General features: G+C 35.9%; 14 protein-coding genes. 3 read left to right on the top strand and 11 right to left on the bottom strand.

What is annotated here, in order from left to right; all coding sequences use genetic code 11:
- Window positions 1–139: 139 nt before the first annotated feature.
- Entirely contained in the window at window positions 140–1144 is a 1005-nt protein-coding gene (locus PFY10_09540) for an LLM class flavin-dependent oxidoreductase (protein WBV58689.1), read from the top strand.
- Between the two features lie 66 nt (window positions 1145–1210).
- Window positions 1211–2332, top strand: coding sequence for a 3,4-dihydroxy-2-butanone-4-phosphate synthase (gene ribB / locus PFY10_09535; protein WBV58688.1), 1122 nt, complete (start codon window positions 1211–1213; stop codon window positions 2330–2332).
- A gap of 41 nt (window positions 2333–2373) precedes the next feature.
- Here the strand turns inward: ribB and fmt are convergent, their stop codons facing one another.
- The 5 genes from fmt to folK all read right to left on the bottom strand — a co-directional run bounded on the left by fmt (window position 2374) and on the right by folK (window position 8496).
- Window positions 2374–3321: a methionyl-tRNA formyltransferase gene (gene fmt / locus PFY10_09530; protein WBV58687.1), complete on the bottom strand. Its 948-nt coding sequence runs from the start codon at window positions 3319–3321 to the stop codon at window positions 2374–2376.
- Between the two features lie 147 nt (window positions 3322–3468).
- Window positions 3469–5370, bottom strand: a complete 1902-nt coding sequence (locus tag PFY10_09525; protein WBV58686.1) for a RecQ family ATP-dependent DNA helicase — start codon at window positions 5368–5370, stop codon at window positions 3469–3471.
- 77 nt (window positions 5371–5447) lie between these two features.
- Entirely contained in the window at window positions 5448–6896 is a 1449-nt protein-coding gene (locus PFY10_09520; protein WBV58685.1) for an OmpA family protein, read from the bottom strand.
- Window positions 6897–6946: 50 nt separating this feature from the next.
- Window positions 6947–8059 (bottom strand): OmpA family protein, encoded by a 1113-nt coding sequence (locus PFY10_09515; protein WBV58684.1) that lies wholly within the window; start codon window positions 8057–8059, stop codon window positions 6947–6949.
- Complete coding sequence (folK, locus tag PFY10_09510; GenBank protein WBV58683.1) at window positions 8056–8496, bottom strand: 2-amino-4-hydroxy-6-hydroxymethyldihydropteridine diphosphokinase; 441 nt, start codon at window positions 8494–8496, stop codon at window positions 8056–8058. The genes PFY10_09515 and folK overlap by 4 nt, the downstream gene beginning before the upstream one ends.
- Window positions 8497–8515: 19 nt before the next feature.
- Between folK and sppA the strand changes: the two genes are divergently transcribed.
- Complete coding sequence (sppA, locus tag PFY10_09505) at window positions 8516–10270, top strand: signal peptide peptidase SppA (GenBank protein ID WBV58682.1); 1755 nt, start codon at window positions 8516–8518, stop codon at window positions 10268–10270.
- A 73-nt stretch (window positions 10271–10343) separates the two neighbouring features.
- Here the strand turns inward: sppA and PFY10_09500 are convergent, their stop codons facing one another.
- From PFY10_09500 to rpmG, 6 genes are all read right to left on the bottom strand, one after another.
- A complete protein-coding gene (locus tag PFY10_09500) occupies window positions 10344–10598 on the bottom strand; it encodes a GlsB/YeaQ/YmgE family stress response membrane protein (GenBank protein WBV58681.1) in 255 nt (84 codons plus the stop codon).
- 68 nt (window positions 10599–10666) lie between these two features.
- A complete protein-coding gene (ftsY, locus tag PFY10_09495) occupies window positions 10667–11620 on the bottom strand; it encodes a signal recognition particle-docking protein FtsY (protein WBV58680.1) in 954 nt (317 codons plus the stop codon).
- A 10-nt stretch (window positions 11621–11630) separates the two neighbouring features.
- A complete protein-coding gene (locus PFY10_09490; protein ID WBV58679.1) occupies window positions 11631–12104 on the bottom strand; it encodes a RidA family protein in 474 nt (157 codons plus the stop codon).
- A gap of 111 nt (window positions 12105–12215) precedes the next feature.
- The gene (locus PFY10_09485; GenBank protein WBV58678.1) at window positions 12216–13160 is read right to left on the bottom strand and encodes an MBL fold metallo-hydrolase; all 945 of its coding nucleotides are present in this window, start codon (window positions 13158–13160) and stop codon (window positions 12216–12218) included.
- 104 nt (window positions 13161–13264) lie between these two features.
- Window positions 13265–13417, bottom strand: coding sequence for a DUF4295 domain-containing protein (locus tag PFY10_09480; GenBank protein ID WBV58677.1), 153 nt, complete (start codon window positions 13415–13417; stop codon window positions 13265–13267).
- Window positions 13418–13437: 20 nt separating this feature from the next.
- On the bottom strand, window positions 13438–13620 hold the full coding sequence (gene rpmG, locus PFY10_09475) for a 50S ribosomal protein L33 (GenBank protein ID WBV58676.1): 183 nt from the start codon (window positions 13618–13620) through the stop codon (window positions 13438–13440).

The following is a 13620-nucleotide window of genomic DNA, read 5'->3' as shown; positions in this document are numbered from 1 at the left end:
AGGTCATCAGACTTATCAATTACAAAAAGTAACTAATGCAGTTTTTATGTGGTAAATTTGTATGTTTTTAAATCTCAATTTATAATTACGAAATTGGCAAAGGAGGTTTCAGATCTTCTTTAGAAAATAATGATCATCTATGAAAAATTTTGAAATATCTGTTTTGGATCTTGCTCCGGTAAAGCAGGGAAAAAGCATCCACGATACCTTTCAGGACAGTCTGTCCCTGGCAAATTATGCTGAAAATATCAATTATAAAAGATTTTGGCTGGCAGAACACCATAATATGGCAAGCATAGCCAGTTCGGCTACCTCTGTTCTTATTGGTTTTATTGCAAATGGAACCCAAAAAATAAGAGTAGGGTCGGGAGGGGTTATGCTTCCCAATCACAGTTCACTGGTCATCGCCGAACAATTCGGGACACTTGAGTCTTTATTCCCAGGCAGGATTGATCTTGGGCTTGGAAGGGCTCCCGGAACGGATGGCATTACCGCCCAGGCGCTGGGAAGGAATCCTGCAATTATCAACGAACAATTTCCCAGACAGATTCTGGAACTGCAAAGATATTTTTCCAAAGAAAATTCCAACTCTTTAGTTCGTGCGATTCCTGGTGAGGGACTGGATATTCCACTGTATATCCTGGGTTCGAGTACTGACAGTGCATGGCTTGCAGCAGAATTGGGCCTTCCATATGCTTTTGCGGGACATTTTGCCCCTGAACAGATGGAAATGGCTTTCAGTATTTACAGAGAACATTTTGAGCCATCCAAACAGCTTGACAAGCCTTATATTATGGCCTGTGTGAATGGAACTGCCGCAGAAACTTCAGAAGAGGCTCATCAGCTTTCTACCACATTATTTCAGGCATTTCTTAATATTATCAGAAATGATAGAAAGCCATTTGCTCCTCCTGTGGCGGATATGGATGATATATGGTCGCCTATGGAAAAATCGGCTGTGCTACAGAAATTGAGATACAGTTTTATCGGGGATCAATCTGAAATTGAAAAAAAATTAAAAGACTTCCAGGAAAAATTCAATGTAGACGAGCTTATCATCAATTCTCATATTTATGATCATCAGAAAAGACTTGATTCTTACGGGATTTTCAGAAAAGCTATGGACTCTTTAATCATAAAATAACAAACCATTTATATTAATTGGCGATGCCTTTTTTTATGAGTATCTTTGCAAAAATTTAAAGTAAAAATGTCTGATATTAAATTAAATACTATTCCTGAGGCTATTGAAGACCTTAAAAATGGTAAAATAATCATAGTAGTGGATGATGAGAACAGAGAAAATGAAGGAGATTTTCTTTGTGCTGCAGAACTTACAACTCCTGAACTGATCAACTTTATGGCAGTGCATGGGAGAGGACTTATCTGTATGCCTCTTCCTGAAAAAAGATGTGATGAACTAGGTCTTGACATCATGGTGAGCAGAAGCAGTGATCCTAAAGAAACAGCTTTTACGGTTTCCGTGGACCTTTTGGGAAATGGTACGTCAACCGGAATTTCAGCAGGTGACAGAGCTAAAACCATTCTTGCTTTAATGGACGAAAAATCCAAACCTACTGACTTTATGAGACCGGGACATATCTTTCCGCTTCGTGCAAAGAAAGGGGGAGTACTAAAAAGAGCCGGACATACTGAAGCGGCTATTGACCTTACACATTTGGCAGGTTTAAAAGAAGGTGGAGTAATCTGTGAAATTATGAATGAAGATGGCACGATGTCCCGTCTTCCCGACTTGTATGCATTTGCTCAGAAGCATGATATGAAGATTGTATCAATTGAGGATCTTATTCACTATCAGCTTAAAAAAGGAAATTTAGTTGACAGAATAGAAGAAAGAAAAGTGAAAACCCATTATGGGGAATTCGATTTTTATGCATTCAGGGAAACCTCTAATGAGCAGATTCATTTTGTACTGACCAAAGGTGCATGGACTATAGATGAACCGGTATTGGTAAGAGTACAGTCTTCTGATTCTTATTTTGATGTTTTAACAAGACTGAATAATGGGGAAACTCCGTTATTGGAGAAAGTAACCAAAATGATCAATGAAGAAGGGAAAGGAGTTATTATTTTCATTAATAATGTTTCCAATTCTGAAAACACATTGAAAAAATTACAGCAGTTCCTAGATTATCAGGATGGTCAGCAGCAACATCCGACATTAGCCTATAATTACAGGGATTACGGTATCGGAACACAGATTCTGAAAAACCTGGGAATTAATAAATTCAAAGTACTTACCCAGAATCCTGATGTAAAACCACAGGTAGGAGGATATGATGTGGAAGTTACTGAGATGGTGAAATTATAGAAATATGTACGACATTTCAATATAAAAAATGGCTTGAGTAATCAAGCCATTTTTATTTCGTCAAAATTTCTGAAACCATTCAGGAAATCTTTGATATTCATTCTTTTTTTACCTTCCAGTTGGAGTTCTAATGGCTCATAAATTCCGTCCTGGGTATAAATTTTAAAAGTATTTTTGGATATCTCCAGTGTTCCGGGAGTTTCATTATGATGGGAAACCTCAAATTTTCCTCCAAAAATCTTTAATCCTTTATCTTCTTCTCCAATCTTCAGGGTCGTAAAAGCAGCAGGATACGGGGACATTCCCAGAATAAACTGATGGATGACTTTAGACGGAGCATTCCAGTTGATTTTAGTATCTTCTTTAAAAATTTTAAAGGCATTTTTAGGATGCTCAACCTGTGGTTGAGGTATTTCCTTAATAGAGTTTTCAGCAAGGCCATCCAAAGTACGTACAACAAGCTTTGATCCTAATTGCATTAATCTGTCGTGAAGACTTCCCGCGTTCTCATCAGGCAGCAACTGTAATTCTTCCTGAAGAAGGATATTTCCTTCGTCTATTTTTTCGTTGATAAAGAAAGTAGTTACCCCTGTCTTTTGTTCACCATTAATTACAGCATAATTAATAGGGGCTGCACCTCTGTAATCGGGAAGGAGGGAAGCGTGAAGATTGAATGTCCCTATTCTTGGCATTTCAAAAAGAACTTTGGGCATCATTCTAAAAGCAACAACCACAAATACATCAGCATTCAGGTCTTTGATTTGTTGTAAGAATTCAGGATTTCTTAATTTTTCCGGCTGGAAAACAGCAAGGTTATGTTCTTCAGCATATATTTTTACAGGAGACTGATGGATTTTCTGGCCCCGTCCGCTCCCTTTATCGGCAACTGTTACAACACCAACTACTTCATGATGAGACTGGTGAATAGCTTCTAAAGCAGTTTTAGCAAATTCGGGAGTACCTAGAAAAACGACTTTTAATGATTTCATACTGCAAAGATAAGTTTTTAGTTGAAGTTGAATGGGAATTTAGAAGTTAGAGGTTAGAGGTTAGAGGTTGCTAATTGAATACTCATTAGAAATATTAATTTTTATCATTAATACATGAATACATAACTACATAAATACATTTTTCAACTAAGCTAAAGCATACGTCCTGAAATTCAGCATTTTTACTTTTCCGGAGTCCAATAGAAAAATCAGGTTTTCTAAGATGTTCTCTTTGGAATGATAACTCAGCTGGATGGAAAGCTCTTCAATAGTAGCCGGTCTCTTAGCCAATAATGTTATCAGCTGAGTCGATATATTCTTTCCAAAGATGGTTTGTTTATTCTTTTCGCAAATAGAACATTGCCCACAGGTTTTTGAATTTTTCTCTCCAAAATAGGACAAGATAAGCTTTATTTTACAATAATCTTTGTTTTCTACATAAAACTTCATCTCCTCCCATTTTTGGATTTTATTTCTTTGAATATGTTCAAAAAGCTTCCAGTAGGCGCCATTGATGGTTCTTTCATCCCGGGGTTTTAAAAACTTAATACTGGATAGGGCTCCGTCTACATATTCGAGATAATTTTTTTGCTGGAGTTCTTTAAGACGTTCCTTTATTAAAGGAATTGCAATTCCAATTTTGTTGCTTACATTTTGTTCACTGAACATTACTTTATGAGTTGTTATTCCTGATACAGTGCGAAGCATAAGCTCGATAAAGTAAGCATCTTTTTTAGGAAGCTGATCTATTTCATCAGCCTGTATCAGCAACTCAAGTGAAGATAAACTTTTATTGTCGTTGTGATAGATGATTTCCTGATTATGAAGAAAGTTCAGAACGTTTTTAATCTTGGCAACAGATAATTTTGTGAAATTCTGAATACCATTCATGTTCAATTGAAATACTTTTTCAGGAAGTTCATATTCGGCAACCTGAAAAACTGAGTAAAGGTAACTGATGATCTTCAGAAACTCTGCTTTGTTAGGAATCTGATTTTTTAATATCTGTTCAAAATTTACAATTTCCTGTTGGTTCCATAATAAATATGCAAAACTATCCTGCCCGTCTCTTCCTGCACGTCCTATTTCCTGATAGTAATTTTCAAGCGATGGAGAAGGGGAGTAATGAATTACAAACCGGACATTATCCTTATCGATTCCCATACCAAATGCATTAGTTGAGATCAGAACATAATCATTACGGGTGTTCCATAAATGTTGTTTGGCATTTTTTTCTTTTGTGGATAATCCTGCGTGAAAGTAATCTACATTTTTCAGTTGATTCCTGTGCAAAAATTCCGTTAGCAGTTCAGCTTCTTTTCGGGTACGGACATATATAATTCCTGAGTCATTATTGTACCTTAAAATATCATAAATCCGCTGGTATTTATCGGACACTTCTTCAGTAAAGATCCGTATATTTTCTCTTTTAAAGCTTTTTTGAAAAACTACAGGATTGATCAATCCCAGCTTTATCTTTATTTCTTCTAAAACTTTAGGGGTAGCAGTAGCAGTTAGAGCAAGGCATGGGATGTCGGGATTATTTTTTCTGAATTCCTTTATATTCTGATAGCTTGGACGGAAATCCTGTCCCCATTCCGAAATACAGTGTGCTTCATCTACAGCAATAAACGAAAGCTGTATTTCTTCCATATTCTGGATAAACTGTCTGTTCGTTAATCTTTCCGGTGAAACGTAAAGCAGCTTGGTTAATCCGTCTTTGCATCGGTTAAAAATAACTTCTGCATCATAGTCATCAAGTTCCGAAGACAGATATTCCGCTTCAATTCCTCTGAATTTAAGCTGATTTACCTGATCCTTCATCAGGGCAAGCAAGGGAGAGATCACAAGGCATACACCTTCCCGGAACAAAGCCGGAAGCTGATAGCATAGTGATTTTCCGGCTCCTGTAGGAAGTAAAACCAGTGTATCTTTTTCGTTAATAATAGAATTAATAATTTCTTCCTGAGAATCTCTGAAACTATCGTATCCCCAGAAATATTTAAGGGTCTTATATTTTAACTGGTCAAAATCGCTTGAAGAAATCATGGTATAAAAATAAGGAAAGTATCACAACAAAAAAAGTCACGCAATGCGTGACTTTTGTATAATGAATAAATAGTTTATTATTTAGCCTCGAAGTAAACTCTTCTGTTTGCTCTGTTTTTCCATTCAGGGCATTTAGTAGCTGGTTCACATTCAGGATATTTAAGGTCTTTTTCACCTTTACCGATAGCATTTAACTTACCTGTCTGAACACCATTTTTGATTAAATAATTCTTAACGTTATTTGCTCTTCTTTCAGATAATTTTTTGTTGTAAGCATCAGTTCCTCTTGTATCTGTTGCTCCAATTACGTTATAAGAACCAGTTGATTGATTAATATAAGTAACTGCATTGTTAAGAATTGGTGTATTTGAAGGTAAGATTCTGTCAGAATTTAAATCGAATTCAATTCCTTCAAGAGTTCTTTCTTCTTCTTTTACAGGTCCTGTAGTTGCTGTAGGACAACCGTTGTTTTCAACAGGTCCAGGAACAGTAACACACTTATCGTAAAGATCGATTACACCATCAAGGTCTGTGTCAAGGGCAACACCTGCACCGTCCACTCTTGCACCGGCAGGAGTATCAAGCTGTCTGTCCCAATCGTCACAAACTCCGTCATTATCAGCATCTCCTTTTTTACAAACTTCGATATCCTGGTTTTTGTTAGCCAAAACATCTAATTTATAATAGATTTCCTGTAATGGGTCATGCCACATTAAATGAGACTCGTGTTTTCCTAATTTTAAAGAAACCCCTAAAGTAGCATTGAAGAAATTATCAGACGTTCCTTCTTCTCTTTGGTTGATTGCACTGTATGGTGCACCTCCACCGTCGAAAGAATCATCACCTGTAACTACGTACATTACTCTACCTTCGATGTCTAAGCTTCTGTTTACTTTGAATTTAAGACCTGCTCCGGCTTGTCCAAACAGAGAGTTGAATTTAAAAGGTTTAACTTCTGTCATTAGCTTTTGCCCAGAAGGATCTTTTAAATAAGCTCTATATGCTAGAGTACCGATACCTGCATACCCGTGAAGCGCCCATCTGTAAGTTGAGTGATTATCAACTCTTCTTAATAAATTAGAGAAGTTAACATCCCCCAAGATTGAGATCGCATCGTATTGAGTTCTTGCACCAATTCTGTCTCTTACAGCTAAATCAGTAGGAGCTGAATTTTTTGTGTTGAAGAATCCTTGTCTGGTCTCTCCTCTGTCGTATTGTAAGTTAATACCAAAAGCATGAGTAATAGCTTTATCGATACTTACATATGCAGAATATCCGAAAAGATTTTTACCATTACCATTTTTGATAGATGTTAAATCCGCTGATTGCATTAATGGTACCCCGGCACCAAATGAAATCGCCCAGTCGTTGAATCTTTTAGACTTCTGTGTAAAAGGGGATACATTGGCAGAACCCGAAGAAAATGTATTAGGATATTCTCCTTTTGAAACTGCCGTTGAGTCTTGAGCAAAAGAAGCTGTTGGAACAGCTAATGCTAATGCTACAATTGCTAAACTTAATTTCATAGTGTATTTTTTTTATTTAGTTAATTAAATGATTTCTTTAGTCGTTGTGATTACTTTCCTGTCGGACAACCGTTGTTTTCAGCAGGTCCCGGAACTGTAACACATTTATCATACAAATCAATAACGCCATCAAGGTCCATGTCTAATGCAACACCAGCACCATCTACTCTTGCACCGGCAGGAGTATTAAGTTCTCTGTCCCAATCGTCACAAACTCCGTCGTTATCGTTGTCTCCTTTTTCACAAACTACAAGATCAGTTGTCGCTTTTTCTAGCTCTTCTGTTCTGTAATAAGCTTCCTGTAAAGGATCATGCCATGCCAGATGCGACATATGTTTTCCTAATTTAAAGGATACCCCTAAGTTTACGGTCCACATATTATCAGATCTTGATTTGTTGATCATGTTGTACTTGGATACTTTAGATGCAGGATCATAATCAGCAGGTCCGGCATTACCTCCACCGTCGAACTCGTCATCACCACTGATGATATACATTGTTCTGGCTTCAATATCGATAAGTTTTGAAACGTTATATTTCACTCCAAACCCGAATTGGTAGAAAATAGAGTTGATGTCTATATCCTGTTTGATAAATAAAGGAACTCTTCTTGGAGCATTACTCCATCTGAATTCGTTGTTGTCATGCAGGGAAGTGTTATATCCCATAACACCAATTCCCCCATATCCATGGAAAGCCCATCTGTATGGAGAATGATTATCAACTCTTCTTAATAGATTTGAGAAATTTACATCCCCCAATAAAGCTATCTGATCGTATCTTGTGTTGGCTACACCCACTCCAGCAGCTACACCGGCAGCACCGGCTAATTTAGCTTTTTGATTCGTTTCTCCTCTCTGGTAGATAAGGCTTACCCCAAAAACGTGAGAGATCTGTTTGTCCAAACTGATATATGCATTGTATCCCCAATTGATCTTTCCATCATAAAATGAAGTAAGATCGGCATGTGGCATAAATGCAGCACCTCCACCGATTGATATAGACCAATCGTTAAATCTTCTTGCCTTATTATCAAAAGGCTGAACATTAGCGGAACCCGAGGAGAATGTATTAGGGTACTTGTCCGACGAATTTACTGTAGTACTGTCCTGAGCATAAGTAGCAATAGGCAGCGCGGCCAATAATAATAAACCTAATTTCATACAATATGTTTTATGTTTTGTTTGATAACATCATTTAATAATACTCTGGAAAATTCCCTTTCATAAAGATGTTTGGTATGAGGGATTTCCAACCTTTCTGATATAAATTTTAACTCATCATACTTAACAATATCAATATCAATAATGCGGTCTTTATAACCTCCAGAGGATTTTGAATCGCTAGTTCTTCCCATTTCAAATTCAATACTTTTAACAAAATCAAGCAGTTGAATAGGCGAAAGATGTGTGCGTATTATTGTTGCAATATTACAAAAAATATTAGAACTAACAAACTCTACGGGGTCAGATGTTAAAAAAATGCTAATATTTAACATTTCAATTCCACCGGCTTTTAACATTTCAATAGCCTGTTCTATATTTTTTTTTCCATCCCCAAGGTTACTCCCTAGTAACAAAACTACCTTATGTTGCGACATATTAAAAAATGATTGATATATGAAAAGTTTTTTTAAAAATGTTTTAGCAAATATAGTGGCAATTGTCATACTATGTGCTGTATTTTTCTTCTTTTTTATAGTCATGCTGGTATTTAGTTCTATGAGTAGTGATAAATCGGTAGTGGTAAAAAAGAACTCAGTTTTAACGATCAATTTAAAGACGATCATAATTGATAGCCCTACTGAAGAACAAACGGGTGTATTTAATATGGGAAATCAGAATAAAAGCATTTTAATATATGAAGCTTTAGAAGCCATTGAAAAAGCTAAAACGGATGACAATATTAAAGGAATCAGTATTGAGGCGGATGATCTAAATGCGGGAATTACACAAATCGACGATTTACGGAATGCGATACAGGATTTTAAGAAGAGTGGAAAATTTGTGTATGCTTATGGAAATGCGGCTTCACAGTCATCTTATTACCTGGGATCTGTAGCGGATAAATACTTTCTGAATCCTTCCGGTATGATCGAATTAAAAGGATTGGCTACAGAAGTTACCTTTTTCAAGGATTTTGCGGATAAATACGGAATCGGAATTGAAGTGATCCGTCATGGAAAATTTAAATCTGCAGTAGAACCGTTTTTACGAAATGATATTTCTCCAGAAAATAAAGAGCAATTAAGTACTCTTCTTAACGATCTGTGGAAAAATACATCTTCGAAAATTGCTGCATCAAGAAAAATTGATTCATTACAGTTTAAGACTATTGTTGATAGTTTGTATGGTATGATTCCTGAACAAAGTCTGAAGTATAAACTGGCAGATCAGCTCATTCAGAAAACGGAATATGATGAGCTTATTAAATCTAAGCTAAGCTTAAAAGAAAAAGATAAGCTGAACAAAATTTCATTAGGAAAGTACATCAACTCTTATTCTGATGATGAAAAATCAGGAGATAAAGTAGCGGTATTGTATGCTTCCGGTTCTATAAACAATGGAGATGGTTATAATGAAATTTACTCTGAAAAATACATTAAGTATATTAAGGATCTTCAGGAAAATGATAAAGTAAAAGCAGTTGTATTCAGGATCAATTCCCCGGGAGGAAGTGCTAATGCATCCGATGAGATCTTGTTTGAGCTTCAGCAGCTAAAAAAGAAAAAACCACTGATTGTTTCTTTTGGTGATTATGCTGCGTCAGGAGGGTATTATATTGCAATGGCTGCAGATAAAATTTATTCCGAACCTAATACCTTGACGGGATCTATCGGAGTTTTTGGAGTAATTCCTTATTTTAAGGATATTGCCAATAAGAATGGAATCCGATCAGATATTGTCGCTACAAATGCCAATTCTCAATATTATTCAGGTTTGAACGGTGTAACTCCATATGGTGTAAGTATGATTACAAAAAGTGTAGAAGGAACATATAAAAGATTTGTACACTTTGTAACCCAAAACAGAAAACAGACATTTGAGCAGATCGATAACATCGGTGGTGGAAGAGTATGGAGTGGTGTAAGAGCTAAACAAATCGGTTTGGTGGATGAATTGGGAACATTAAATGATGCCGTAAAATTTGCAGCGCAAAAAGCCGGATTGAAATCTTATAATGTAGCATCGTATCCTAAGAAGATGTCTCCTTTTGAACAAATATTTAAAGACCTGAATGAAGATGATATTTCTGCAAGAGTTATCAAAAGTAAAATAGGTAAAGCCAATTATGAAATTTTACAACAGATTACAGAAGAGAAACTAAGATCTGAGGTAAAAATGGAAATGCCTTATCAGATAAAGATCAACTAAATTATTATATTGTTTTAAAAAAAGACCGGCTTGAATTTCAAGTCGGTCTTTTAATTTTTGATAAAATATTTTTTTAGCTTTTCTTTGAGGCCATTCCAAAAATCCAAAGGACGATAAGTGAACCTCCCACTGCTAATAACATGCTTCTGAAGTCAAAGTTTTCAACTGTTCCCCAGCCGATTAAACTTCCAACAAATCCACCTACGAAAGCTCCAACGATTCCTAGTATAATGGTCATAAGCCAACCACCACCTTGTGTTCCAGGCATAATAAGTTTAGCTATTGCACCTGCGATAAGACCAAAAATGATCCAAGTTAAAATTCCCATAGTTTTAAATTTTAATTGTTAATATGTATGAAATGTGTTTTGCAAATTCAGGAAGAATATGATATAAATCATCTCTTCTTGAAGAATGAGTCAACAAATTCCGTACCATTAAACAATTGCAAATCCTGCATTTTCTCCCCAACCCCTATGTATTTCACTGGAATCTGAAACTGATCAGAAATGCCTATAACCACTCCTCCTTTGGCTGTTCCATCTAATTTTGTAACGGCTAAAGCGTTTACTTCTGTGGCTGCTGTAAACTGTTTTGCCTGCTCAAATGCGTTTTGACCGGTAGAACCGTCAAGAACTAAAAGAATCTCATGAGGAGCATCAGGAATTACCTTTTGCATTACTCTTTTGATCTTTGAAAGTTCGTTCATTAAGTTCACTTTATTATGGAGCCTTCCTGCCGTATCAATGATCACAACATCGGCACCCTGGGCAACTGCACTTTGAACGGTATCAAAAGCTACGGAGGCAGGATCGGAACCCATTTCCTGCTTTACAATAGGTACGCCGACTCTTTCACTCCAAATGGTCAGCTGATCCACAGCTGCAGCTCTAAAAGTGTCTCCGGCTCCCAAAACTACCTTTTTGCCTTCCGACTTAAACTGATGAGCCAGTTTTCCGATAGTTGTTGTTTTTCCGACTCCGTTTACACCGACAACCATAATAACATACGGCTTTTTTGATGTATCAATATTTCCGGTTCCTGCATGCGGATTTTCGAGAAGTAAGTTTGATATTTCTTCACGAAGAATTTTATCGAGTTCACCTACATTCACATATTTATCTCTGGCAACACGTTCTTCAATTCTCTGAATGATCTTGATCGTTGTGGATGCACCAACATCCGAAGCAATTAGTATTTCTTCGAGGTCATCTAATACTTCATCATCTACGGTGCTTTTACCGACTACGGCTTTTGTTATTTTTTCAAAGAAACCCTGGCTGGATTTTTCCAATCCTTTATCTAAAGTTTCCTTTTCTTCTTTTTTGAAAATATTTTTAAACCAACTCATAGTTCCGTTCTTATTTATTTTTTTTAATAACTGCAGTTGCTTCCACTTCGATAAGCACATCATCTCTGAAGAGCTTGCTTACTTCCACAAGGCTGCTTACGGGAGGATTCTGAAGATGGATATACCGATCTCTGACTTTTCTGAAGTCTGGAGTCTTGGAAATATCTGTAATGAAAATTCCAAGCTTGATAATATCTTTCGTGGTTCCTCCATATTCTTTTAAAATGCTCTCGATATTTTTAAAGATTTGTTCCGTTTGCTTTTCTACGTTATCCATCCCAACTAAATTTCCTTTGGCATCCAGGGGAACCTGTCCTGATAAAAGGATCATTTTTGAGGATCCGCAATCTATGCTTACAGATTGGGAGAGTCCTTTTATCGGGAAAACATTTTCTGAATTTTTATATTCTATATTATTCATTGTGTTTTGACTGAATGAAAAAAGGAACATTGACGTAAAAACCAGAACAACAATCTTTTTCATATCCAATTGTATTAAATTATCTGGTGAGCAAAGATAACAAAAAAACTTCCTGAAAGCTGTCTTTTTTGGCTAAGCTTATTACAGCGGTTTTAAAACATCATATATATGAAATTATAATGTTACAATATCACCCATTCTTGCAATATTATATCCGTTTTTAATGACAGTCTTACTTTCGTTGCTCTCCGGATTTAATAGTTTATTGGTGTGATTGAAATGGATGAAATATACCCTTTTTTTATACTCCGGGCTTAAGTTGTTAAACAATTGCATGCTTTCTTCAACCAGGGGATGAGGAATGGTTGAAATATCCCGGTTATTAAGCTCTGTGGCATTGTAAAATGTTGCATCAATAAAAGCATAATCCACCTTTTTTATGAAGTCCGTAATATTGTATTTCCATTTCCCCCATTTGTCAATATCAGGAATAAACAACGCTTTTTTTTCAGGACCTTCGATCAAAAAACCAACCGTTTCTGAAAACTCATCACGGTGAGGGACCTGAATAGGGATGATTTTTAGATTAGGGCTTAAGGTAACAGGATGCTCATTTTGCATTTCGTTAACCACAATATTTTTTTGAGTCACCAATTGCGACCATGGTCCGTTGTTATTTAAAAATCCTGCTAATTTGGGCATTGCATATACGGGAATATTTTGTGTGGATGCACCTTCTTTTCCCAGATACATTAAACCTGTATAATGTCCTATATGAGCATGCGTTATGAAGATCCCATCAATTATTTTTGGTGTTGTATGTTCTTGTTGCAGTAATTGTAACTGAGAAGAAATATCAGGACTGGCATCAAGAAGATAGTTTTTTTGGTATTGATGATCCATTACTCCCATGGATATGATCTTTCGTTTTAAATCAGGATTTTTCCAAAGGTCTTTACAGCATTCTTTGTTACATCCTAATTGAGGAGAACCTGCGTCCTGAACATTTCCTAATACAATGAGCTGTATTCCTGTTTTACTTTTCTCTGCTGTTGGTGCTTTTCTACTATTGCAGCTAGCTATAAGTAGTAGGAATGTACATAAAATGAAATTTTTCATCAATATTTTTTTACTAAAATAAGTTGTTTTAACTTAAAATATGTAATAAGCAAAAAAACTACTCAAAGTATGAGTAGTTTTTATATTGTAAATAAAGTAGGGGATTATTTTTTCAAATAACCATCAACTTCGTCTGCATTCATTACTTTTTCTTCGAAAACGTAAGCACCTGATTTAGATGACTTCACCATTTTCACAACTTTAGTCATTTTTTTTGACTGACCGCTTTGTAGGGTTGCTACTACTTTTTTTGCCATGGTAAATTATATTTTATAAATTACTTGATTTCTTTATGAAGAGTATATTTCTTAAGAACAGGATTATACTTTTTAAGCTCTAATCTTTCTGTAGTGTTCTTTTTATTTTTAGTAGAAATGTATCTAGACATTCCTGCCATACCGCTTTCTTTGTGCTCTGTACATTCAAGGATTACTTGAACTCTGTTTCCTTTTTTTGCCAT

It is taken from the genome of Chryseobacterium daecheongense (genome assembly GCA_027920525.1).
GTDB classification, from domain to species: domain Bacteria; phylum Bacteroidota; class Bacteroidia; order Flavobacteriales; family Weeksellaceae; genus Chryseobacterium; species Chryseobacterium proteolyticum.
The sequence above is the reverse complement of the archived record's forward strand: the minus strand, read 5'-3'. Positions and strand labels throughout refer to the sequence as shown.

What these genes read in the sequence shown, in the direction of transcription:
- PFY10_09540 (WBV58689.1), top strand. Translation starts at nt 140, where the DNA reads ATGAAAAATTTTGAAATATCTGTTTTGGATCTTGCTCCGGTAAAGCAG.
- ribB (WBV58688.1), top strand. Translation starts at nt 1,211, where the DNA reads ATGTCTGATATTAAATTAAATACTATTCCTGAGGCTATTGAAGACCTT.
- fmt (WBV58687.1), bottom strand. Translation starts at nt 3,321, where the DNA reads ATGAAATCATTAAAAGTCGTTTTTCTAGGTACTCCCGAATTTGCTAAA.
- PFY10_09525 (WBV58686.1), bottom strand. Translation starts at nt 5,370, where the DNA reads ATGATTTCTTCAAGCGATTTTGACCAGTTAAAATATAAGACCCTTAAA.
- PFY10_09520 (WBV58685.1), bottom strand. Translation starts at nt 6,896, where the DNA reads ATGAAATTAAGTTTAGCAATTGTAGCATTAGCATTAGCTGTTCCAACA.
- PFY10_09515 (WBV58684.1), bottom strand. Translation starts at nt 8,059, where the DNA reads ATGAAATTAGGTTTATTATTATTGGCCGCGCTGCCTATTGCTACTTAT.
- folK (WBV58683.1), bottom strand. Translation starts at nt 8,496, where the DNA reads ATGTCGCAACATAAGGTAGTTTTGTTACTAGGGAGTAACCTTGGGGAT.
- sppA (WBV58682.1), top strand. Translation starts at nt 8,516, where the DNA reads ATGAAAAGTTTTTTTAAAAATGTTTTAGCAAATATAGTGGCAATTGTC.
- PFY10_09500 (WBV58681.1), bottom strand. Translation starts at nt 10,598, where the DNA reads ATGGGAATTTTAACTTGGATCATTTTTGGTCTTATCGCAGGTGCAATA.
- ftsY (WBV58680.1), bottom strand. Translation starts at nt 11,620, where the DNA reads ATGAGTTGGTTTAAAAATATTTTCAAAAAAGAAGAAAAGGAAACTTTA.
- PFY10_09490 (WBV58679.1), bottom strand. Translation starts at nt 12,104, where the DNA reads ATGAAAAAGATTGTTGTTCTGGTTTTTACGTCAATGTTCCTTTTTTCA.
- PFY10_09485 (WBV58678.1), bottom strand. Translation starts at nt 13,160, where the DNA reads ATGAAAAATTTCATTTTATGTACATTCCTACTACTTATAGCTAGCTGC.
- PFY10_09480 (WBV58677.1), bottom strand. Translation starts at nt 13,417, where the DNA reads ATGGCAAAAAAAGTAGTAGCAACCCTACAAAGCGGTCAGTCAAAAAAA.
- rpmG (WBV58676.1), bottom strand. Translation starts at nt 13,620, where the DNA reads ATGGCAAAAAAAGGAAACAGAGTTCAAGTAATCCTTGAATGTACAGAG.